Source organism: Glycomyces sp. NRRL B-16210 (genome assembly GCF_000719515.1).
In the GTDB taxonomy this organism is placed as follows: Bacteria; Actinomycetota; Actinomycetes; order Mycobacteriales; family Micromonosporaceae; genus Glycomyces.
Window position 1 is genome coordinate 1 of the sequence record NZ_JOGR01000005.1, and the last position, 21,234, is coordinate 21,234.

Consider the following 21,234-nt stretch of genomic DNA (forward strand, 5'->3'; position numbering starts at 1 on the left):
TCTTAGTCTGCGCTACACCTACCCGACACCCGTACAGATTCCCTGTCCCTGTGCGTACCTCAATCATCCCCCGAACTGGCACCAACCGCATCACCCACACGAAGACAAAGCCCTCATGTTTCGGACCGAACACCCTGCACCGCAAGCAAACCCGCACCCAACTCACGCCGCCGCCACCCGCACCCAACACCGGCCCCGCATCCCGCCAACCGACCCCGGCCGCCCACCCGCCACTCCGTCGCTGCCGCTTTTGACTTTGGCCCACCACCGGCCCCGCATCCCGCCACCGGGTCCCACCCACGCCCTCTCTTCGTCGCTGCCGCCTTTGACTTGACGCCTAGTTTCTCGGCGCCTTGACATCCCACGACTCCCCGCACCCGGCACTCACCCCACACCATGAGGTCAGGGCCGGAGTGCGAGTTCGACCAGCCTCTCGGTGTGGATCCGGGTGGAGTCGAAGACCGGGACCGGGCTATCAGAGGCGTCCACCAGCAGCGTGATCTCAGTGCAGCCGAAGACGATTCCCTCGCTCCCTCGTGCGGCCAGCGCCGCCATCACCTCCCGGTACACCTCCCGCGACTCCTCGCGGACCTTCCCGAGCGTCAACTCGCCGTAGATGATCTCGTGCACCGCCTCGCGTTCCTCCGCAGTCGGGACCAGCACCTCGACACCGTGCATTGCCATCCTGTCGGCATAGAAGCCCATCTCCATGGTGAATCGGGTGCCGAGCAGCCCGACCCTGGTCGAACCGGCGGCTTTCACGCTCTCGGCCACCGCGTCCACCAGATGCACGAACGGCACCTCGATCGCGTCTTCGATCGCCTCGGCGACCACGTGCATCGTGTTGGTGCACAAGGCGATGAAGTCCGCACCGCCTCTTTCGAGCGCGGCGGCCGCCTCGGCCAGGATCCGCGCGCTCGCCTCCCAGTCGCCCTTGCGCTGCAAGGCCTCGATCTCGGCGAAGTCCACGGTCGCCATGAGGCTCTTCGCGTTGTGCTGGCCGCCCAGCGCCGCCCGGACCGACTCGTTGACGAGGCGGTAGTACTCCGCCGACGACTCCCAGGACATCCCGCCGATCAACCCCATGGTGCGCATCGCTCCATTATGCGCGCCTGACGCGGAAAGGCCGCCCCGGTTTTCGGGGCGGCCCTCCTCGTCTCAGGCTTCGGCGAGGGTTATTGCTGTGGACCAGCCTCCGTTGATCTGGTCTTGCACCTTCATGTGCAGCAACTGGAACGCCTCCAGCGCTCCCGCGTGCTTCAGGCCTCCCACGTCGATCGGGCGCAGGTCCGCGTCCAGACCGAGCCCGACCACGGTCTTCTTCGCGTCCGGGTCGTCGCCCGCCACGAACAGGTCCAGCGGCGTGGAGTTCACCAGCCTCGACGCGAACGTGGTGTTGAAGGCCTTGACCACCTTCGCCCCCGGCGCCGCCTCGGCGATCTCCTCTGCCGCGGACTTCCCGACCGGCGTCACCAGCCCGTCGAAGGTCGTGAAGTCCACCGGGTTGCTGATGTCGACCACGGTCTTGCCGCCGAGCTGGTCGGCCCACAGCCGCGCGATCTCCTTGCTTCCGTCATACGGCGTCGCCAGCACGATCACCTCGGACCCGGCCGAGCTGTCGAGCGGCTCGCCCACCGCGCTGTCGCCGAGTTCGGCGGCCAGGTCGGCGGCCTTGTCGGGATTGCGGGCCGCGATGCGGACCCGGTGCCCGCCGCGCACCAGGCGCAGTCCGATGCCGCGGGCCATGTTGCCCGCGCCAACGATCAGGATCTCCATGTTTGTTCCTCCTTGTTCAGACGTTCGCGGGGCCTCAGGGGGAGGTCTCGGCCTTGATCTCGGCGGCCTTGGCGTCGGGGTCGTCGTTCACCGAGGCCTGCGTGCTGCGCAGCGTCAGGTTCGGCATGAACAGGGTGAGCACGATGGTGACCCCGGCGATGCAGGCCGCGACCAGGAACACCCGGTCGAGGCCGTCGGTGAAGGCCTGCTGGACGACGATCCGCACCGGTTCGGGCAGGTGCGCGACCACGGTGGGGGACTCCATGACCGCGTTCAGGTCGGACTCGTCGAACGCCGCGGCCTGGTCGGCGTCGAGCTCGGAGACGGCCGCCGGCAGGTTCGCGTCGAGTTCGCCGCTGAGCCTGGCGGTCATGACCGCGCCGAGCACGGCGGTGCCGACCGCGCCGCCGAGGGACCGGGCGAAGTTGTTCGTGCTCGTGCCAGCGCCGAGGTCCTCGAGCTTGACGATGTTCTGCATGGCGAGCACCAGCGGCTGCATGAACATGCCCATGCCGATACCCAGGACCAGCAGGTACATGCTGGAGAGCCACAGCGGCGTGTCGACGTGGAGGTTCGTGAACAGCCACAGCCCGGCGGTGATCACGACCGCCCCGGCGACCAGGAACCACTTGTAGCGCCCGAGCCGGGAGATGACGAAGCCCGAGGAGACCGAGGTGAGGACCATCCCGCACATCATCGGCAGCATGAGCAGCCCCGACTCGGTGGGGGAGTAGCCGCGGACCATCTGGAAGAACAGCGGGATGTAGACGATCCCCGAGAACATGCCGACGCCGAAGATGAGCGCGATGACGCTCGCGAGCGCGAACGTGCCCTGCTTGAACATCCGCAGCGGCAGGATCGGCTCCTCTGCGCGGGCCTCGACGACGAGGAACGCGACCGTCAGGGCCGCCGCGGCGCCGAACAGCCCGATGATCACCGCCGAGTCCCACGCGTAGCTGTTCCCGCCCCACGTGACGGCCAGCAGGAGGCTCACGACGGCCGGGACGAGGCAGCTCGCGCCGAGCCAGTCGATGCGGTGCGGCCGGGTCGGGAAGTGGTGGCGGCGCAGGATCTGGTTCACCGCGATCATCGCGGCGAAGCCGAGCGGCAGGTTGATGTAGAAGATCCACCGCCAGTCGACCTCGGCGAGCCAGCCGCCCAGCACCGGCCCGGCCACCGAGGAGATCCCGAAGACCGCACCGAAGAACCCCTGGTAGCGGCCTCTCTCCCGTGGGGAGACGACGTCGGAGACGACGGTGAAAGCGAGCGTGATGAGCCCGCCGCCGCCCAGGCCCTGGAGGCCGCGGAACAGCACCAGTTGCAGCATGTTCTGCGCGAGCCCGGCGAGCGCGGAGGCGACCAGGAAGATCACGATCGCCGTCAGGATCACCGGCCGGCGCCCGTACAGGTCGCTGAGCTTGCCGTACAGCGGGACCGAGGCGGTCGTGGCGATGAGGTAGGCGGTCACGACCCACGTGTAGTCGTCCATGCCCTGGAGGTCGCCCACGATGGTGGGCAGCGCGGTGCCGACGATGGTCTGGTCGAGCGAGGCGAGGAGCATCGTGAGCATGAGGGCGCCGAAGAGCGTGTACAGCTCTCTGCGGCTCATGTTCGCCGCGCTCGGTGCGCTCATAGGTGCGAGCGTATGGCCCGCCTCCGCGGAGGCGGGCCGAAACGGCTCATCTCTTGTTGACCGCCCAGGACCCGGCGGGGACGATGACGTTCCCGACCTGGGCCTCCTTCTCGGTGTGGTTCACGACGAACCGCCACGGGCCGCGGTCGACCACGTCGACGCCGCGGGTGCCGGGCCCGTCGAGCTTGAGCTCCTCGAACAGGCGGTCCCAGGCCTCGTCGACGAGCTTGCACGAGACGTACCAGGCCTCGCCCTCGCCGAAGGGGTTCACCGTGACCGCGGGCTGGTTCTCGATGACGTCGCCGGTGGCGTACTGGGTGACGCACTGGGCGCCGCGCAGCTCCACGAGTTCGCAGAAGCGCTCGGCCGCGCCGAAGTTCCACAGGGCCCGCAGCTCGCCCGAGGGCTGGGGGAGGTGCTCGGTGACGCGGATGCCGAACAGGTCGGTGAGGCCGCCGAGGAACCCGTCGAGCCACACCTGGCAGTGCTCGTCCACCGCCCCGGTGAGGTAGGAGGCGACGAGCCGCCCGCCGCCGGCGGTGAACCAGCGGAGGTTCTCGGCGGCGGCCTCGCTGAGGACGTAGGTGCTCGGGGCGATCACGGTGGTGTACCGCGACAGGTCGCCCTCGGGGGCGACGAAGTCGACGACGACGCCGCGGTCGCGCAGGACGCGGTGGATCTGGGCGACGTTCTCCAGGTAGTCCACCGGGGCCGGCAGGTGCGGGCCCGAGGAGGCCCACCAGGACTCGGGGCTCCACAGGATCGCCACGTCGGTCTTGACCGGGGCCTCGACGGTGTGGGCGATGCCCGGCAGGGTGTTCCCGAACGCGGCGACCTCGGCGAACATGCGGGTGTGCTTGCCGGCGTGGGGGAGCAGCGCGGAGTGCCACTGCTCGGCCCCGCCCCTCCCGGCGCGCCACTGGAAGAACATGGCGCCCTTGGAGCCGCGGCTGATGTGGATCATCGAGTGGCGGGCCATGCGGCCCGGAGCTTTGGCGACCGCGCCGTCCTTGGAGTGGATCGTGGCCGCGGCCTGCTCCATGAGGATCCAGTCCCCGCCGCCGGCCCACGAGCGCGAGAGGTCGGCGTGGAGGGCGCTCTGCTGCTCGGCCCGCTCGTCGGGCGCCGAAGGGTAGGAGTCGAACGCGACGAGGTCCACTTCGGAGGCCCACTGCCACGGGTCGACCGGGACCCACTGCCCGAACACGAAGTTCGTGGTGATCGGGATCTCGGGGTTCGCCGCCCGCAGCACGTCCCGCTGGCTCTTGTAGTGCTCGAGCATCGCGTCGGAGGTGAAGCGCTTGAAGTCGAGCTCGTGCGCCGGGTTCGACAGGTACTGGGTCGCCCTGGGGGCGAGGATCTGGTCCCACTCGCCGTAGTGCTGGCTCCAGAACGAGCCCCACCACGCGTCGTTGAGCGCCTCGATCGTCTCGTACTTCTCCTGGAGCCAGATCCGGAAGGCCCGCTCGGCGTGCGCGGAGTAGGTCGCCGAGCCGTACTCGTTGTGGACGTGCCACATCGCCAGCGCCGGGTGCTCGGCGTAGCGCTCGGCGAGCTTCCCGGCGATCCGCAGGGACGCCTCCTGGTAGGCGGGCGCGCAGACGTCGTAGGTGTCGCGCGAGCCGTGGACCTGCCGCACCCCGTCGGGGCGGGTGTTGAGCGCGTCCGGGTGCGCGAGGGTGAACCACGGCGGCGGGGAGGCGGTCGGGGTGGCGAGGTTGACGCCGACGCCTCCGGTGTGGAGCTTGTCGAGGACGCGGTCGAGCCAGTCGAAGTCGTACTCGCCCTCGCGCGGCTCCAGGCGCGACCAGGAGAAGACGCCGACGCTGACGAGGTTGACCCCGGCTTCGCGCATGAGGTGGACGTCGTCGTCCCAGATCTCCTCGGGCCACTGCTCGGGGTTGTAGTCGCCGCCGTAGGCGAGGCCGTCGACGCCTTTGGGCCAGTCCATGGGGTCCTCCGGGGGATGCGGTCAGTTAGTTGCAAGACAAAACTAACTGCCTCTGGGGTGATTTGCCCAGCCTAATGCGACCCCGGTTCGGATTTCCCTACTGGGCCGCCGACAGCGCCTCGAAACGCTCGCGGCGCAGCCGCTCGGGCCACGTGTCGTCCACCGGCGGGAGCGAGGCCGGGTCCACCCCGACCGCCCACGACAGCAGCAGGTCCGCCAGCTTCGGGTTCCGCGCCAGCGCCGGACCGTGCATGTACGTGCCGACCACGTGCCCCGCCCAGGCCCCCTCGGTCGCCCCGTCGTTGCCGACCCCCGCAGTCACCCGCGCCAGCGGCTGCACCGCCTGGCCCAGGTGCGTGCGCCCGCCGTGGTTCTCGAACCCCGTGATCGGGCCGATGCCCAGCTGCGGCGCCGACTCCCCGGCGATCTCGCCCACGGCCCGCGACGGGCCCCGGTCCGAGCGCAGGTCGAGGATGTTCAGGCCCGCGTAGGCGCGCCCGTTCGCGTAGAACGACTCGCCGAGCAGCTGGTACCCGGCGCAGATCGCCAGGATCGGCTTCCCGGCCTCGGCGGCCCGGATCACCGCGCCGTCGTCGAGCAGCCGCTCGGCCGCGACCGCCTGCGGCCCGTCCTCGCCGCCGCCGATGAGGTACATGTCGGCGGTCGCCGGGACGCGCTGGTCGCTGCGGACCTGCATCGGCTCCACGTCGATCCCGCGGGCGCGGGCCCGATGGGCCAGCACCAGCAGGTTCCCCCGGTCGCCGTACGTCGACAGGAGGTCGGGGTAGAGCCAGACGATGCGCAGGGTGCTCAGTGCCACGGTAGAACGCTCGCTCTCTAGTTGACCCGGTTGAATTCGGCGCGGACGTCCTGGAACGCCGTGTAGTTCGCCACGACCTCCACCCGCCCCGGCGGCACCGCCGCGATCGCCGCCCTGATGTCGTCGACCACCACGAAGTCGACCCCGTCGACCTCCAGGCGCACCGCCAGGTCCGTGCGGCGGTCGCCGGTCACGACCACCTTCCGGCCCGCCAGGGACGTGAAGTCCACGTCGTAGATCCACGAGGTGTCGAAGCCGTCGACCTCGCGGGCGTTCAGCGACAGGACCACCGGCGGGCCCTGCTCGATCATGTCGAACGACTCCAGCCAGCCGGCCGGGTTCTTCGCCAGCAGCAGCCGCAGCTGCCGCCCGTCGCGCTCGACCCTCGCGTACCGGCCCGCCACCGAGGCGACCTCCGACAGCTTCGGCGCCGCCTGCGCCGGGTCCACCCCGAACAGGCTCGCGATCGCCAGCGCCGTGGCCGCGTTCGCGCGGTTCACCCGGCCCGGCAGTTGCAGGTTCAGCTCGTACCGGCGCCCGTCGGGGCCCACCACGGCCTCGCCCTGGTGCGCCACCGACCACTGCGGGCTCGGCCGGTTCAGACCGCAGTTCGTGCACCGCCAGAACTCGCCGAACCGGTCCAGGTGCGAGCCGCAGTTCGGGCAGATCGCCGAGTCGGCCGTCCAGCTCTGGCCCGCCGAGACCCACACCACGCGCTGGCACACCGAGGCGGCCCACACGATGAGCGGGTCGTCGGCGTTGGCCACGATCGTGCTCTGGCCCGCCGAGGCCTGGAGCGTCTGGCGCCACTTCGCGGCCAGCGCCGTGACCTCCATGGCCCGGTCGAGCTGGTCGCGCGAGAGGTTGAGCAGCGCCACGACCTTCGGGCTCGCCGCGTCCAGCAGCTGCCCCAGGTAGTGCTCGTCGCATTCGAGCGCCGCGTACTCGGCCTTCGGGGCCTTCGCCAGGGCGGTCGTGTGCCCGGTCGGCATGTTCGCGCCGAAGGAGTTCGTCGCGACCTTCCCGATCGCCTCCAGGGCGGCGGTGGTGAACCGGGTGGTCGTGGTCTTGCCGTTGGTGCCCGAGATGAGCACGACGTGGCGCCCGTCGGCCAGCAGCTCCAGAAGCCGCGGCTCGACGATCAACCCGACGCGACCGCCGATCACCGAGCCGTCCCCGCGGCCGGTCGCGCGCGAGAGCGCGGCGGCGGTCCGCAGGAGCGCGGTGGCGAATTTCGCGCGTGGGGTCAGATTCGCGCTCATGCGGGCTCGCTTTCGGCTTGATCGGGACCAACGGTTATGCACAAGAGTTTGTCACACGGCCACCGGAACCCGTGATGAGTGGCATGGGAGCGTGAGGCCGCCCGCCCCTCCCCGGCGGCCCCGGGACCGGAGGCAGTCACGGACGCGAATGCGCCTCACGCGCCTGCCTGGCACTCCGCCCCGCGGCCCCCGCCAAAGGCCGCCCCGGGACCCCGCCGGACCGCTTCCCCCACCTTCCTCCACCGCCGGCGGGGCCGACGCTCCACAGTGACCGCCCGGCCGCGCACCGTGCCCGCGACCGGTCGCTTTGCGTGCGCAAGCGACCCCGCAGGACCGATCCGATTGGGGCCCTTGCCACCCGAAGGAGTGAACAATGAGGAAACCTCGCCTCGTGGTGCCGCTGTTGCGCACTCGGCACTCCACCTTCCTCCACCGACACTGACCAGCCTTTTCGCCATGCCCACCACGGAAGTCGCGCCGAAACAACCCCCACGGGTGGTGCGGAGTGGAGTAAGGTGGGGCGCAATGGCGGGACTGGTGGCCCGTCAGCGCGGTCGGGGAGGCCGCGCAGCCTGAGAGTCACGGGGGGTGGCGCCGATGTTCCTCGGCACCCATACCCCGCGCCTGGACGACAAGGGCCGCGTCATCCTTCCCGCGAAGTTCAGGGAAGGGCTGGCGGAAGGGGTCGTGATCACCAAGGGCCAGGAGCGGTGCCTGTACGTGTTCCCCGAAGGGGAGTTCACGCGCATCGCCGAAGCACTCCAGCAGGCCCCCATGTCCAGCAAGACCGCCCGCGCCTACAGCCGGGTGTTCTTCGCCTCCGCACACGACGAGACCCCCGACAAGCAGGGCCGCGTCACCATCCCGCCCCGACTGCGCGAATACGCCGGCCTCGACCGCGACCTGGTCGTCATCGGCGCCTCGAACCGGGTCGAGATCTGGAACAGCGCTACCTGGGACGAATACCTGGAGGCCTCCGAGGAGGCCTTCGCCGACATCGAAGAGGGCGACCTGCCCGAAGGACTGTAGAGAAGGAGGTGAGCGACATGAACGCACCGAATGCACCGCACGTCCCCGTCATGCTCGACGAGGTCCTCGACCACCTCGCGCCCGCCGCGTCCCGGCCCGGCGCCGTGGCGGTCGACGCCACCCTCGGCGCCGGAGGCCACACCGAGGCCCTCCTGAACGCTCACCCCGACCTCACCGTCATCGGCGTCGACCGCGACCCCAGCGCCCTCGAACTCGCCTCCAAGCGCCTCGCCGGCTTCGGCGGCCGCTTCATCCCGGCCCGCGCCGTCTACGACGCGCTTCCCCAGGTGCTGGCGGACAACGGGTTCGAGTCGATGGACGCCGTCCTGTTCGACCTCGGCGTCTCCTCGATGCAGCTCGACCAGGCCGACCGCGGCTTCGCCTACAGCCAGGACGCCCGCCTCGACATGCGGATGAACCCCGACGACGACCTCACCGCCGAGACCGTCGTCAACACCTACGAGCCGGGAGCGCTGGTGCGCCTCCTGCGCGAGTACGGCGAGGAGAAGTTCGCCACCCGCGTCGTCAGCGCCATCGTCGACGCCCGCGCCAAGGCCCCGATCACCTCCAGCAGCGCCCTGGCCGACCTGGTCCGCAACGCGATCCCGGCCGCGGCCCGCCGCACCGGCGGCAACCCCGCCAAGCGGACCTTCCAGGCCCTGCGCATCGAGGTCAACGGCGAACTCGTCACCTGGGAGCGGGCCCTGCCCGCCGCCCTCGACCGCCTCTCCCAAGGCGGGCGCGTGGTCGTCATGTCCTACCACTCGCTCGAAGACCGCATCACCAAGCAGGAGCTGGCCCGCAGGGCCGTCTCCACCAGCCCGGCCGGCCTCCCCGTCGACCTCCCCGGAACCGAACCGACCTTTCGACTCCTCACGAAGAAGGCCCAGCAACCGACTCAGACCGAACTCGACCGGAATCCGCGATCGGCGCCCGCCCGGCTCCGTGCGGCCGAACGCATCAGACCGTCCACAGGAGCAGGAGGCGCACCATGAGCGACCAGCCCTACCGCCGGCCGCAGGCCGACCCCGAGGAGATCATCAAGGCCGCCCGCCGCCGGGCCCGCGCCGCGTCCTCGCGGCGACGGTCCCTGGTCGGCGAGGCGTCCGAGGCTCCCGTGTTCGACGGGAACCTCGCGATGCAGCCCGCCCCGGTCGAAGCGCCCGTCGAGACCCCGGTCGAGAGCCCGGCCTCGCCGCAGCGCGAGACCGTCGTGCTCCCGCGCACCCGGCCGACCGCGAAGCCGGCCCCCGAGCCGGTCGACGTGCCGCGCCCCGCCTTCGTCGGCGGGATCGCGGCCCTGGTCGTCGCCGGGATCGTCGGACTCCTGCTGCTCAACACGGTCATCAACGAGGACGCGTACCACCTCCAGGAACTGCGGGGCAACGCGTCCGAACTCGACCAGACCGAGCAGGCGCTGGCCGACGAGCTGACGAACCTCAACTCGCCCAACAGCCTCGCGGCCGAGGCCGAGCGGTTCGGCATGGAGCGGCCCGACACGGTGACCTACCTGTACCTGCCCGGCGGCGAGACCGTCGAGATGCCCTGGAGCAACGATTAGAGGACGTCGATGACCGAATCGGATCCCCGTCGACGGCGTGACCCCTCCTCGATCAGCCGGGCCCGTCGCTACACGCCTCGCGGACGCACCGTCCGCGAGGCGGCTTCGGCCTCGTCGGAGGACAACCGGGCCAGGGAGAACGGGGCGCGCGACCGCGAGGCCGCGCGCCGCGAGCGCAACCGCGCGGCCGAGACCGGCCCCGCGCAGCAGGACGAGGCCGCCGACCTCGCGGCGAAGCGACGCCGCGAGGCGGCGGCCCGCTCCCGCGAGCGCCGCCAGCGGGACACCGGCACGGTCCCCGACGAGCCCCGCACCCCGCGACCGGCCTCCCGCGCCGCCGCGACCCGCCGCGGCGCCGCCAAGTCCGAACCGCTGCGCCGCAACGGCACCGCGCGCCCGACCGCGCCGAGACGCACCGGCACCGTCGGCGCGCAGCGCCGCGGCGCCAAGCCCACCGGACCGGTCCCGGTCCGCCCGCTGCCGCGCCTGCCCAAGCTCGGCCGCCCCGCGCGGCGGCTGCGCATGGCCTCGGCCTTCGTCATGATCCTGCTGGTGGTCTCGGGGACGCGCCTGATCCAGTTGCAGGTCACCGATTCGGCCGTCTACGCCGCCGAGGCGATGAACCAGCGCCTGACCACCGAGCCGCTCCCGGCCGAGCGCGGGGCGATCCTCGACCGCAACGGGAACCGGCTCGCCTACTCCGTCGAGTCCAACTACATCGCCGTCGACCCCGTCCTGCTCAAAGGGGACCCCGCCGAGCTCGCCGCCCGCCTGGCCTCCCTGCTGGGCCGCACGGCCTCCGAACTGGAGCCGCTCCTGGCGACCGACGAGACCGCGCAGGGCGACCCCATCCGCTTCGCGTACCTCCAGCGGGGCGTGAACCTCTCGATCGGCGACCAGATCCGCGAGATGGAGGACCCGGGCCTCATCATCGGCAACGACGAGCGCCGCGTGGTCCCCGGACACGACCTGGCCGCCAACGTCATCGGCTTCACCGGCCAGGAGGGCACCGGCCTCGGCGGCCTGGAGGCCGCCTACGACGACTGGCTGCGCGGCACCGACGGCGAGGTCTCCTACGAGCGCAGCCAGCAGTCCGGCCTGCCGATCCCCGGCGCCTTCTACCGCGAGGAGGAGGCTATCCCGGGCAAGGACATCCAGCTCACCCTCGACGCCGACGTCCAGTACCAGGTGCAGCGGATCCTGGAGGCCACCGTCACCGAGCACGACGCCGAGTTCGGCTCGGCGCTGGTGATGGAGGTCGGCTCGGGCGAGATGCTCGCGATGGCCTCCACCCCGACCTACGACGCGGCCAACCCGTTCGCGGTGGACGACGAGGAGGCCTACCGCGACTACGCCACGCAGGCCACAGTGGACCCCGGCTCGATCCACAAGGCGATCGTCTTCGCTGCGGCGCTCGAAGAGGGCTGCATCGAGGCCGACGGCACGATGGCGGTGTCGCAGTCGATCAACAAGGGCGGCGAGCAGTACACCGACGGCTACCACCACGGCGACGCGGTCCTGAGCCTGGCCGGGATCATCGCGCAGTCCTCGAACGTGGGCACCATCCAGCTCGCCGACTGCATCGGCAAGGAGAAGCTCTACGAGTACCAGCTGGCCTTCGGGCTCGGCGAGCCCTCGGGCGTCGGCATCGCCGGCGAGGCCGCGGGCATCCTCCAGCCGCCGGAGCAGTGGTCGGGCACCTCGTACGGTTCGGTCCCGATCGGCCACGAGGGCACCGCGACGATCATGCAGATGGCCGCCGTCTACGCGGCGATCGCCAACGACGGCGTGTACGTCCAGCCCTCCCTCGTCTCCCACAAGATCGACGCCGACGGCGAGGTGGTCGCGAACGATCAGGAGCAGGAGACGCGCCGCGTGGTCTCCACCGAGACCGCCCAGGACCTCCAGTACCTCCTCCAGGCGCCCATCGTCGACGAGACCGGCACCGGACGGGGCGCCCAGTTGGAGAACTACCACCTCGCCGGGAAGACCGGCACGGGCGGACTGGTCGTCGACGGCGAGTACGCGCCGGGCAACGTGACCTCGTTCGTGGGATTCGCCCCGGCGGAGGACCCGCAGTACGTGGTGGCGGTGAGCGTGTACGTCCCCGACGGGGGCGGCGGCGGCTCGACCACCGGCCAGGCGTTCAAGGAGATCAACGAGTTCGCGTTGGGGTACTTCGGGGTTCGCCCCGCGGCCGAGCCGCCCCCGGTCTTCGACGTGTGGGGCTAGGGGGTGTCCGGCGCGGGCGTGACGCTTCTCCGAAGTTCTCCCCGAGGGGGAATCGGGGGTCGGCCCCGGGCGTTAGCATCGAAGGCGTCAAGGAAGAAGGAGCCGATTGTTTTGAACGTTGACCCTTGGGCACTGTGTGAAGTCCTCGCCGAGCCCCCGGAGGCGCGGGGTGCGGTGCTGCTGCACTTCCTCGACGGGTTCATGGACGCGGGCCAGGCAGGGCGCGGGGTCGTCGACCACCTGTTCAAGACCTGCGAGCACACGCCGATCGCGTCCTTCGACGTCGATCAGCTCATCGACTACCGGTCCCGGCGGCCGAACCTGACCTTCTCGATCGACCGCTGGTCCGACTTCGAAGCCCCGCAACTGGTGGTCTACCTCATGCGCGACGCCTCCGAGCGGCCGTTCCTGCTCATGACCGGACCCGAGCCCGACTTCGCCTGGGAGCGGTTCGTGGACTCGGTCGAGGACCTCATCGAGCACTGGCACGTCCCGCTCACCCTGGGCTTCCAGGGCATCCCCATGGGCGTCCCGCACACCCGCTCGCTCGGCATGACCGTGCACGCCACCCGCCCCGAACTCGTCTTCGACAACCGCCCGGTGTTCAACGAGGTCACCGTGCCCGGCAACGCCGCCGGACTGCTGGAGTACCGCCTCGGGGAGTCCGGGCGCGACGCGATCGGCCTGTCGGTCCACGTGCCGCACTACGTCATGCAGATGACCTACCCGGCCGCCACGATCAGGCTGCTCGACGGCATCCGCGAGGCCACCGGCCTCGACCTGCCCTCCGACGAGGAACTCGAACTCGAACGCGGACAGGTGGACTCGGACATCGCCGAGCAGGTCGCCGAGTCCGACGAGGTCGCCGACGTGGTGAAGACCCTTGAGGAGCAGTACGACTCGTTCGCCGAGGCCGCCGAGGCCGACGAGATGCTCCAGGACGGACGGATGCCCACCGCCGACGAACTCGGCGCGGCCTTCGAGACCTTCCTGGCCGAGCGCCAACGAGGCGAGGACGACAAGTAAACCGACCGAAAAGCGGGCCCGGCCATCGGCCGGGCCCGCTTTTCCCTTGCGGCGCTACTTGTTGTGCTTCGCCTTCGAAGCGCTGCGGCCGCGCTCCTTCTGGTCGAGCACCACTTTGCGGATGCGGACGGTCTCGGGGGTGATCTCCACGCACTCGTCCTCGCGGCAGAACTCCAGCGACTGCTCCAGCGACAGCGCCCGCGGCGGGACCACGTTCTCGGTCGAGTCGGCCGAGGCCGCGCGCATGTTGGTGAGCTTCTTCTCCTTGGTGATGTTGACGTCCATGTCGTCCGAGCGCGAGTTCTCGCCGACGATCATGCCCTCGTACACCTCGGTGGTCGGCCCCACGAACAGCGTGCCGCGCTCCTGGAGGTTGATCATCGCGAACGCGGTGACCGCCCCGGCCCGGTCGGCCACCAGGGACCCGTTGTTGCGGGTGCGCAGCTCGCCGAACCACGGCTCGTGCTTCTCGTAGATCGAGTGGGCGATGCCCGTGCCCCGCGTCTGCGTCAGGAACTCGGTGCGGAAGCCGATGAGGCCGCGGGAGGGCACGAGCCACTCCATGCGGATCCAGCCCGAACCGTGGTTCGTCATGGTCTCCATGCGGCCCTTGCGGGTCGCCATGAGCTGCGTGATCGCGCCCAGGTGCTCCTCGGGGGAGTCGATGGTCAACCGCTCCACCGGCTCGTGGGTCTTGCCGTCGATCTGCTTGGTCACGACCTCGGGCTTGCCCACGGTCAGCTCGAAGCCCTCGCGGCGCATCTGCTCGACCAGGATCGCCAGGGCCAACTCGCCGCGGCCCTGCACCTCCCAGGCGTCGGGGCGCTCGGTCGGGAGCACCCGCAGCGACACGTTGCCGACCAGCTCGCGGTCGAGGCGGTCCTTCACCAGGCGCGCGGTGACCTTGTGGCCCTTGCCGCCCTTGCCGACCAGCGGCGAGGTGTTGGTGCCGATGGTCATCGAGATCGCCGGCTCGTCCACGGTGATCAGCGGCAGCGCCACCGGGTTCTCCGGGTCGGCCAGGGTCTCGCCGATCATGATGTCGGGGATGCCCGCGATGGCGCAGATGTCGCCGGGGCCGGCCATCTCGGCGGGCTTGCGGGTGAGCGCCTCGGTCATCATCAGCTCGGTGATGCGCACGTTCGACATCGACCCGTCGCGCTTGATCCACGTGACGGTCTGGCCCTTGCGCAGCTCGCCCTCCTCCACGCGGCACAGCGCGATGCGGCCGAGGAAGTTGTCGGCGTCGAGGTTCGTCACGTGCGCCTGGAGCGGCGCGCCCGGGGTGTACTCGGGCGCGGGCACGTGCTCGATGATGGTGTCGAAGAACGGCTTGAGGCTGTCGGAGTCCTCGGGGACCGTCCCGTCCTTGGGCTTGGTCAGCGAGGCGACCCCGTCGCGGGCGCAGGCGTAGACGATCGGGAACTCGATCTGCTCCTCGTCGGCGTCGAGGTCCAGGAACAGGTCGTACGTCTCGTTGACGACCTCGTCGATGCGGGCGTCGGGGCGGTCGGTCTTGTTGATGCACAAGATGACCGGGAGCCTCGCGGTGAGCGCCTTGCGCAGCACGAAGCGGGTCTGGGGCAGCGGGCCCTCGGAGGCGTCCACGAGGAGGACCACGGCGTCCACCATGGACAGGCCGCGCTCGACCTCGCCGCCGAAGTCGGCGTGGCCGGGGGTATCGATGATGTTGATGACCATCGCGGAGCCGTCGGCGGGGTTGGTGTAGTGGACCGCGGTGTTCTTCGCGAGGATCGTGATGCCCTTCTCGCGCTCCAGATCCCCCGAGTCCATGACGCGGTCGTCGACCGCCGCGCCTTCGCGGAAGGCGCCGGCCTGTTTGAGCATGGCGTCGACGAGCGTGGTCTTGCCGTGGTCGACGTGGGCGACGATGGCGATGTTTCGCAGATCAGAGCGTATAGACACGACGACCATTGTCGCTTAAGCAGATGTCGGGCCCGAAGTCAACCCCGGTGATCGCCGACACCTCGCCCATACGGCTCCGCGGGCGTTCGCCGCGGCCGGCCTCCACGAACTGGGGAAGAATGCTCACATTACGGCTTTCCATGAAGGATTATCCGGCAGTGCATAAACTGCCGTGTTATGGGCGTATTCCGTGTATTCATCCGATTCGTAATGGTTCTCGCGCTCGCCGCCGGAGCCGTTCTCGTCGTCGCGCTCCCCGCTCAGGCCGCCGTCACCGGCGCGACCGTGAGCACCGCCTCAGGACCGCTCAACGTCCGGTCCGGGCCCGCCACCGACCAGAAGGTCGTCGCCAGTCTCAATCGGGGCGCCGCCGTCTCGGTCGTCTGCAAGGTCCGCGGCGAGCACGTCAGCGGCCACGTGCGCAATTCCTCGACGTGGCTGCGCCTCGGCGCCGACCGCTGGATCGCCGACGCCTACGTCGCCTGGAGCCCCGCCAGGAACGTCCCCTGGTGCACCGCCTCCGGCAAGGAGGCCACCGGCGCGAAGGTCGCCACCGCCGGCGGCGAGCTCAACGTCCGCGCCGCCGCGAAGTCCTCCAGCGACCGCAGGGGCGCCTACCCCAACGGCACCGCCGTCGCCGTCGAATGCCAGGTCTGGGGCCAGCAGGTCGACGGCACCGCCGGCAAGACCGGCGTCTGGTACAAGATCGGCGACAAGCGCTACGTCTCGGCCGCCTACATCAAGTGGAGCAAGGGCCAGCCGTGGCTGCCGTGGTGCGGCCAGGACCCGCCCACCATCCCGCGCGGCGGCAACGCCGGGTTCATCAAGGCCCAGGCGCCCGCCGCCAAGGCCAGCGACAAGGCCACCGGCGTCCCCGCCTCGGTGACCCTCGCGCAGGCGATCCTCGAGACCGGCTGGGGCCGGGGCGCGCTGGCGCGCGAGGACCACAACCTGTTCGGCATGAAGTGCTTCGGCTCGCCCGGCGCCCACGCGGTCGGCTGCCGCGACTACGCCACGTTCGAGTGCAGCCCCACCGCCGGGTGCTTCGACATCAAGGCCACCTTCCGCGCCTACGGCAGCGTCGCCGACTCCTACCGCGACCACGGGGACCTGCTCGCGAACTGGTCGCGCTACGCCACGGCGATGAAGCACGCCGACGATCCCAAGCGCTTCGCCAAGGAGATCCAGAAGGCCGGCTACGCGACCGACCCGAAGTACGCCGACAAGCTCATCGGGATCATGGACCAGTACAACCTGTACCAGTACGACTAGTCGCACCGACCGCGCCACTCCTGCGGCCGGCATGCGGGCGGGACGCGCGCCGAGACGACCGTCTCGGCCCGCGTCCCGTCTGCGTGAAAGTTGAGTTAAAGGTCACAGTCGCCTCGGAATCCGCAGTACACGGCGGGGTAGCCTCGACAGGCGGCCCGGTGCAGCGGCACTGTCGAACAGCGGGCCTCCCGGAACTGTCGGACCCTAACGTTAGATTTCCACCGTGGCGAACGAGCAGCGTCTTTCAAGAGCGCAGTTGACCGAAAAGCAGCCTTCCTCCGGCACCATCGTCGTGCGCGGCGCGCGGGAGCACAACCTCAAGGACGTCGATCTCGACCTGCCCCGCGACTCGCTGATCGTCTTCACCGGCCTGTCCGGCTCCGGCAAGTCCTCCCTGGCGTTCGACACGATCTTCGCCGAGGGGCAGCGCCGCTACGTCGAATCGCTCTCGGCCTACGCCCGCCAGTTCCTCGGCCAGATGGACAAACCGGACGTCGACTTCATCGAGGGCCTTTCCCCCGCCGTCTCGATCGACCAGAAGTCCACCTCGCGCAACCCCCGCTCGACCGTCGGCACCATCACTGAGATCTACGACTACATGCGGCTGCTGTACGCGCGCATCGGCGTCCCGCACTGCCCGCAGTGCGGCGAGGAGATCGGCCGCCAGTCGCCGCAGCAGATCACCGACCAGATCATGGCCATGCCCGAGGGCACCCGCTTCCAGGTCCTCGCGCCGGTCGTCCGCAAGCGCAAGGGCGAGTTCGTCGACCTCTTCGCCGACCTCCAGCAGCAGGGCTACGCCCGCGCCCGCATCGACGGCGAGGTCTACGCCCTCACCGACGCGCCCAAGCTCAAGAAGCAGGAGAAGCACGACATCGACGTGGTCATCGACCGCCTCGCCGTCAAGCCCTCCTCCGTGCAGCGCGTGACCGACTCAGTCGAGTCCGCGCTCGGCCTCGCCGACGGCGTGGTCGAACTCGACTTCGTGGACGTCCCCGAAGGCGACCCGGGCCGCACGCGCCGCTTCTCCGAGAAGCTCGCCTGCCCCAACGACCACCCGCTCGCCCTCGACGAGCTCGAACCGCGCACCTTCTCCTTCAACGCCCCCTTCGGCGCCTGCCCGGTCTGCCACGGCCTCGGCGTGCGCAAGGAGGTCGACCCCGAACTGGTCATCCGCGACCTGGAGTCGACCATCCGCGGCGGCGCGCTCGCCCCGTGGTCCTCGGTCGGCATGGGCGACTACTTCCTGTACCAGATCGTCGCGCTCGGCGAGGCCGTCGGCTTCGACGTCGACACCCCGTGGGCCGACCTGCCCGCGCGGGCCCAGAAGGCCGTCCTCTACGGCTACGACGAGACCCTCCAGGTGGCCTACCGCAACAAGCGCGGCCAGAAGCGCTCCTACGAGACCCGCTTCGAAGGCGCGGTCCCCTGGGTCGAGCGCCGCCACATGGAGACCGACTCCGAGTGGACCCGCGAGAAGTACGAGCAGTTCATGCGGGAGATCCCGTGCTCGACCTGCGCCGGGGCCCGCCTCAAGCCCGAAGTCCTCGCCGTCACCGTCGAAGGGCTCTCGATCCACGAGGTCTGCACCCTCTCGGTCGCCGACTGCTCCGCGTTCTTCAACGCGCTCGAACTCTCCGACCGCGACACGATGATCGCCACGCCGATCGTCAAGGAGGTCACCGCGAGGCTCCGGTTCCTGCTCGACGTCGGCCTCGACTACCTGACGCTCGCGCGCGCCTCCGGCAGCCTCTCCGGCGGCGAGGCCCAGCGCATCCGCCTTGCGACCCAGATCGGCGCGGGCCTCGTCGGCGTCCTCTACGTCCTCGACGAGCCCTCGATCGGCCTGCATCAAAGGGACAACAACCGGCTCATCGCCACGCTCGAACGCCTCCGCGACCTCGGCAACACCCTCATCGTCGTCGAGCACGACGAGGACACTATCCGCGTCGCCGACCACATCGTCGACATCGGCCCCGGCGCCGGCGAGCACGGCGGCTCGGTGATCTACTCCGGGCCCGTCTCCGGCCTGTCCGAGGCGAAGGGCTCGATCACCGGCGACTACTTCGCCGGCCGCCGCCAGATCCCCGTGCCCGACAAACGCCGCCCCACCGACCCGGACCGCGAACTGGTCGTCAAGGGCGCCAGGGAGAACAACCTCAAGAGCATCGACGCGGTCTTCCCGATGGGCTGCATGGTCTCGGTGACCGGCGTGTCCGGCTCCGGCAAGTCCACGCTCGTCAACGAGATCCTGTACAACACGCTCGCCGCGGAGATCAACGGCGCCAAGGTGGTCGCCGGCAAGCACCGCACCATCACCGGCCTCGACGGGGTCGACAAGGTCGTCGGCGTCGACCAGTCCCCGATCGGGCGCACGCCCCGGTCCAACCCGGCCACCTACACCGGCGTGTTCGACAAGGTCCGCAAACTCTTCGCGGGCACGCCCGAGGCGAAGGTCCGCGGCTGGGGCCCCGGCCGCTTCTCCTTCAACGTCAAGGGCGGGCGCTGCGAAGCGTGCAGCGGCGACGGCACGCTCAAGATCGAGATGAACTTCCTGCCGGACGTGTACGTGCCCTGCGAGGAGTGCGGCGGCGCGCGGTACAACCGCGACACGCTCAAGGTCCACTACCGCGGCAAGACCATCTCGGATGTGCTCGACATGCCGATCGAGGAGGCCTCGGACTTCTTCGAGCCGATCCAGTCGATCCACCGCCACCTCAAGACGCTCGTGGACGTCGGGCTCGGCTACGTGCGGCTCGGCCAGCCCGCGCCGACCCTCTCGGGCGGCGAGGCCCAGCGCGTCAAGCTCGCCTCCGAGCTCCAGAAGCGCTCGACCGGCAAGACCGTCTACATCCTCGACGAGCCGACCACCGGCCTCCACTTCGAGGACGTGCGCAAGCTCCTCGGCGTGCTCGACGGCCTGGTCGACAAGGGCAACACGGTGATCACCATCGAGCACAACCTCGAAGTGATCAAGTGCTCGGACTGGGTCGTCGACCTCGGCCCCGAGGGCGGCGACAAGGGCGGCACCCTCGTGGCGGCCGGCACCCCCGAGGAGGTGGCCGCGATCGCGGCGAGCCACACCGGCGCGTACCTGCGCCCGCTGCTGGGCCTCGACGGCCCCGGCAAGGGCGACGGCGCCGCGGCCCGCAGGGCCCGGTCCGGCAACGGCCGCAAGGCCGCCGCGAAGCGCTGAGCGAGACGAACGAACGGGAGCGACGCGGCCGATTCCGGCCGCGTCGCTCCCGTTTTCGGTCCCGTGGCGATGCGACCATGCCCGGAGGTCCAAGGGCGGCACGGGTATCGGGGGAGCGGTGTACGAAGGCGCGCAATTCGCTGGGCTGCTGCTCGCGAGCGCGGCCGCCGCGCTGCTGGCCGCTCCGGGACTGCGGCGCACGGTCGAAGCGGCGACCGCCCGGCGACCCGACGCGCTCCCCATCGCGGCGGTGAGTGTCGCCGTGGCGTTGCTGATCGCCTGGCGCGCAGAGGGAGCGCTGCACGCGCTCGCGCTGGCGGCGGTGGGGGCGACGGGCATCGCGGCGGGCTGGATCGACGCCTACGAGCGGCGACTGCCGGACGTGCTGGTGCTGCCGGTCTACCCGGTGGTCGCGGCGCTGCTGCTGGGGACCGGCGACGCGGACGCGATGCTGAGGGCCGCCGCTTGCGCGGCGGCGGGGATGGCGCTGTACGGGATCGGTTGCGCGGCAGGGCAGGTCGGCTTCGGCGACGTGAAGCTCGCGGGACTGCTCGGCCTGGTGCTGGGCTGGGCGAGCTGGCAGGCGGCGGTGGTCGCACTGGCGGCGACGGTGCTGATAGGCGGGGGACAGGCGGCGGTGGTGATGGCGATGGGCCGCAGGCACTTCCCGTATGGACCCGCGATGCTGGCCGGGGCGGCCGCCGCGTTGGCGGTCACGCCGTGGATCCGGAACTGAGCACCGCAGACGGCCGGACCGGGGCAATCGGCGATCGTGATCGCTACGGGCCGCAGGCACTTCCCGTACGGTCCGGCAATGCCGGCCGGTGCTGCCGCAGCGCTCGCGGTGACGCCTTGGCTTCAGACCTGACCACCGTCGACGGCCGGATCGTGGGGGACCGGCGGCGATCGTGATCGCTTCGGGCCGCAAGCACTTCCCATTCGGCCCGGCGATGCCGGCTGGTGCCGCCGTCGCACTCGCCGCCACGTCCTGGCTTCAGGCCTCACCACCTTCAGCGGCCCGACGACCGTTTTTCTGATTCTCTCTTCTCGACACTCACGCGACGTTATATTCATGGCCGACCTGGCACAAATGGGTCACATGGAGACATCTACGCTGAGAGGTGACAGTGATTCGTCTTATCGCCAAAACCGCCGTCGCGGCAGCCGCCGCCGGTGTCCTGGCCGCGGGTGCGGCCGCACCCGCCTTCGCCGCGGGTTCGGCTCCGACCGAAGGGGCCGGCTACGACCCGTCCGACTTCGGCGGCGTCAACTTCCTGTCGAACCTGTGCATCGGCAACTGGAGCGGCGACGTCATCAGCCTGCTCAACGTCGCCAAGAGCGACGTCACCAACCTCTGCAACGGTTGGGACCAGAACCCGAACGGCGTCAACGTCGCCTCGAACATCTGCGCGCTGAACTGGGACTGGAGCAACGCCGCGAGCCTGGGCCTGCTCGGCGTCTCCGACGTCGACAACGTCTGCAACTGGACGTCCGAGGAACTGGCCGCCGCGAGCGAGTAGCGGCGACGAACTTCGGGGCGGCCACCTCGC

At 70.3% G+C, this 21,234-nt stretch carries 16 protein-coding genes; 9 read left to right on the forward strand and 7 right to left on the reverse strand.

The annotated features are described in order from the left end of the window. Positions 1-402: 402 nt before the first annotated feature. The 6 genes from IF12_RS0107895 to IF12_RS0107920 all read right to left on the reverse strand — a co-directional run bounded on the left by IF12_RS0107895 (position 403) and on the right by IF12_RS0107920 (position 7,442). Positions 403-1,095: an aspartate/glutamate racemase family protein gene (locus IF12_RS0107895; RefSeq protein ID WP_030156590.1), complete on the reverse strand. Its 693-nt coding sequence runs from the start codon at positions 1,093-1,095 to the stop codon at positions 403-405. A gap of 63 nt (positions 1,096-1,158) precedes the next feature. Beyond that, positions 1,159-1,776: an NADPH-dependent F420 reductase gene (locus IF12_RS0107900; protein ID WP_030156593.1), complete on the reverse strand. Its 618-nt coding sequence runs from the start codon at positions 1,774-1,776 to the stop codon at positions 1,159-1,161. A gap of 34 nt (positions 1,777-1,810) precedes the next feature. After that, entirely contained in the window at positions 1,811-3,409 is a 1,599-nt protein-coding gene (locus IF12_RS0107905; protein WP_030156595.1) for an MDR family MFS transporter, read from the reverse strand. Between the two features lie 46 nt (positions 3,410-3,455). Next, positions 3,456-5,360 (reverse strand): beta-galactosidase, encoded by a 1,905-nt coding sequence (locus IF12_RS0107910; protein ID WP_030156598.1) that lies wholly within the window; start codon positions 5,358-5,360, stop codon positions 3,456-3,458. A 97-nt stretch (positions 5,361-5,457) separates the two neighbouring features. Next, positions 5,458-6,180 carry a type 1 glutamine amidotransferase gene (locus IF12_RS0107915; RefSeq protein ID WP_030156600.1) on the reverse strand — a complete coding sequence of 241 codons (723 nt, stop codon included), beginning with the start codon at positions 6,178-6,180 and terminating at the stop codon, positions 5,458-5,460. Positions 6,181-6,197: 17 nt separating this feature from the next. After that, positions 6,198-7,442, reverse strand: coding sequence for a MurT ligase domain-containing protein (locus IF12_RS0107920; protein ID WP_030156602.1), 1,245 nt, complete (start codon positions 7,440-7,442; stop codon positions 6,198-6,200). A gap of 597 nt (positions 7,443-8,039) precedes the next feature. Between IF12_RS0107920 and mraZ the strand changes: the two genes are divergently transcribed. The 5 genes from mraZ (at position 8,040) to IF12_RS0107945 (ending at position 13,290) form a co-directional block, all read left to right on the forward strand. After that, entirely contained in the window at positions 8,040-8,471 is a 432-nt protein-coding gene (gene mraZ / locus IF12_RS0107925) for a division/cell wall cluster transcriptional repressor MraZ (protein ID WP_030156604.1), read from the forward strand. A 17-nt stretch (positions 8,472-8,488) separates the two neighbouring features. Then, positions 8,489-9,466 (forward strand): 16S rRNA (cytosine(1402)-N(4))-methyltransferase RsmH, encoded by a 978-nt coding sequence (rsmH, locus tag IF12_RS0107930; RefSeq protein ID WP_030156606.1) that lies wholly within the window; start codon positions 8,489-8,491, stop codon positions 9,464-9,466. Further along, on the forward strand, positions 9,463-10,032 hold the full coding sequence (locus tag IF12_RS23880) for a hypothetical protein (protein ID WP_051704115.1): 570 nt from the start codon (positions 9,463-9,465) through the stop codon (positions 10,030-10,032). The genes rsmH and IF12_RS23880 overlap by 4 nt, the downstream gene beginning before the upstream one ends. Before the next feature lie 9 nt (positions 10,033-10,041). Continuing rightward, complete coding sequence (locus IF12_RS22800; RefSeq protein ID WP_051704116.1) at positions 10,042-12,264, forward strand: penicillin-binding protein 2; 2,223 nt, start codon at positions 10,042-10,044, stop codon at positions 12,262-12,264. Positions 12,265-12,375: 111 nt separating this feature from the next. After that, positions 12,376-13,290, forward strand: a complete 915-nt coding sequence (locus tag IF12_RS0107945) for a proteasome assembly chaperone family protein (protein ID WP_030156609.1) — start codon at positions 12,376-12,378, stop codon at positions 13,288-13,290. Between the two features lie 54 nt (positions 13,291-13,344). Here IF12_RS0107945 and typA read toward each other — a convergent pair whose 3' ends face one another. Beyond that, entirely contained in the window at positions 13,345-15,216 is a 1,872-nt protein-coding gene (gene typA, locus IF12_RS0107950; RefSeq protein WP_133884282.1) for a translational GTPase TypA, read from the reverse strand. A gap of 210 nt (positions 15,217-15,426) precedes the next feature. Between typA and gsmA the strand changes: the two genes are divergently transcribed. The 4 genes from gsmA (at position 15,427) to IF12_RS0107970 (ending at position 21,204) form a co-directional block, all read left to right on the forward strand. After that, a complete protein-coding gene (gene gsmA, locus IF12_RS23885; RefSeq protein ID WP_051704117.1) occupies positions 15,427-16,488 on the forward strand; it encodes a sporangiospore maturation cell wall hydrolase GsmA in 1,062 nt (353 codons plus the stop codon). 286 nt (positions 16,489-16,774) lie between these two features. Beyond that, positions 16,775-19,684: an excinuclease ABC subunit UvrA gene (gene uvrA, locus IF12_RS0107960; protein WP_030156616.1), complete on the forward strand. Its 2,910-nt coding sequence runs from the start codon at positions 16,775-16,777 to the stop codon at positions 19,682-19,684. Between the two features lie 118 nt (positions 19,685-19,802). After that, entirely contained in the window at positions 19,803-20,420 is a 618-nt protein-coding gene (locus tag IF12_RS0107965) for a prepilin peptidase (RefSeq protein WP_051704118.1), read from the forward strand. Between the two features lie 385 nt (positions 20,421-20,805). Beyond that, positions 20,806-21,204 carry a hypothetical protein gene (locus tag IF12_RS0107970; RefSeq protein WP_133884283.1) on the forward strand — a complete coding sequence of 133 codons (399 nt, stop codon included), beginning with the start codon at positions 20,806-20,808 and terminating at the stop codon, positions 21,202-21,204. The last annotated feature ends 30 nt before the right edge of the window (positions 21,205-21,234 follow it).

What these genes read in the sequence shown, in the direction of transcription:
- gsmA (WP_051704117.1), top strand. Translation starts at nt 15,427, where the DNA reads ATGGTTCTCGCGCTCGCCGCCGGAGCCGTTCTCGTCGTCGCGCTCCCC.
- IF12_RS23880 (WP_051704115.1), top strand. Translation starts at nt 9,463, where the DNA reads ATGAGCGACCAGCCCTACCGCCGGCCGCAGGCCGACCCCGAGGAGATC.
- IF12_RS0107910 (WP_030156598.1), bottom strand. Translation starts at nt 5,360, where the DNA reads ATGGACTGGCCCAAAGGCGTCGACGGCCTCGCCTACGGCGGCGACTAC.
- IF12_RS0107920 (WP_030156602.1), bottom strand. Translation starts at nt 7,442, where the DNA reads ATGAGCGCGAATCTGACCCCACGCGCGAAATTCGCCACCGCGCTCCTG.
- IF12_RS22800 (WP_051704116.1), top strand. Translation starts at nt 10,042, where the DNA reads ATGACCGAATCGGATCCCCGTCGACGGCGTGACCCCTCCTCGATCAGC.
- rsmH (WP_030156606.1), top strand. Translation starts at nt 8,489, where the DNA reads ATGAACGCACCGAATGCACCGCACGTCCCCGTCATGCTCGACGAGGTC.
- mraZ (WP_030156604.1), top strand. Translation starts at nt 8,040, where the DNA reads ATGTTCCTCGGCACCCATACCCCGCGCCTGGACGACAAGGGCCGCGTC.
- IF12_RS0107900 (WP_030156593.1), bottom strand. Translation starts at nt 1,776, where the DNA reads ATGGAGATCCTGATCGTTGGCGCGGGCAACATGGCCCGCGGCATCGGA.
- IF12_RS0107905 (WP_030156595.1), bottom strand. Translation starts at nt 3,409, where the DNA reads ATGAGCGCACCGAGCGCGGCGAACATGAGCCGCAGAGAGCTGTACACG.
- IF12_RS0107895 (WP_030156590.1), bottom strand. Translation starts at nt 1,095, where the DNA reads ATGCGCACCATGGGGTTGATCGGCGGGATGTCCTGGGAGTCGTCGGCG.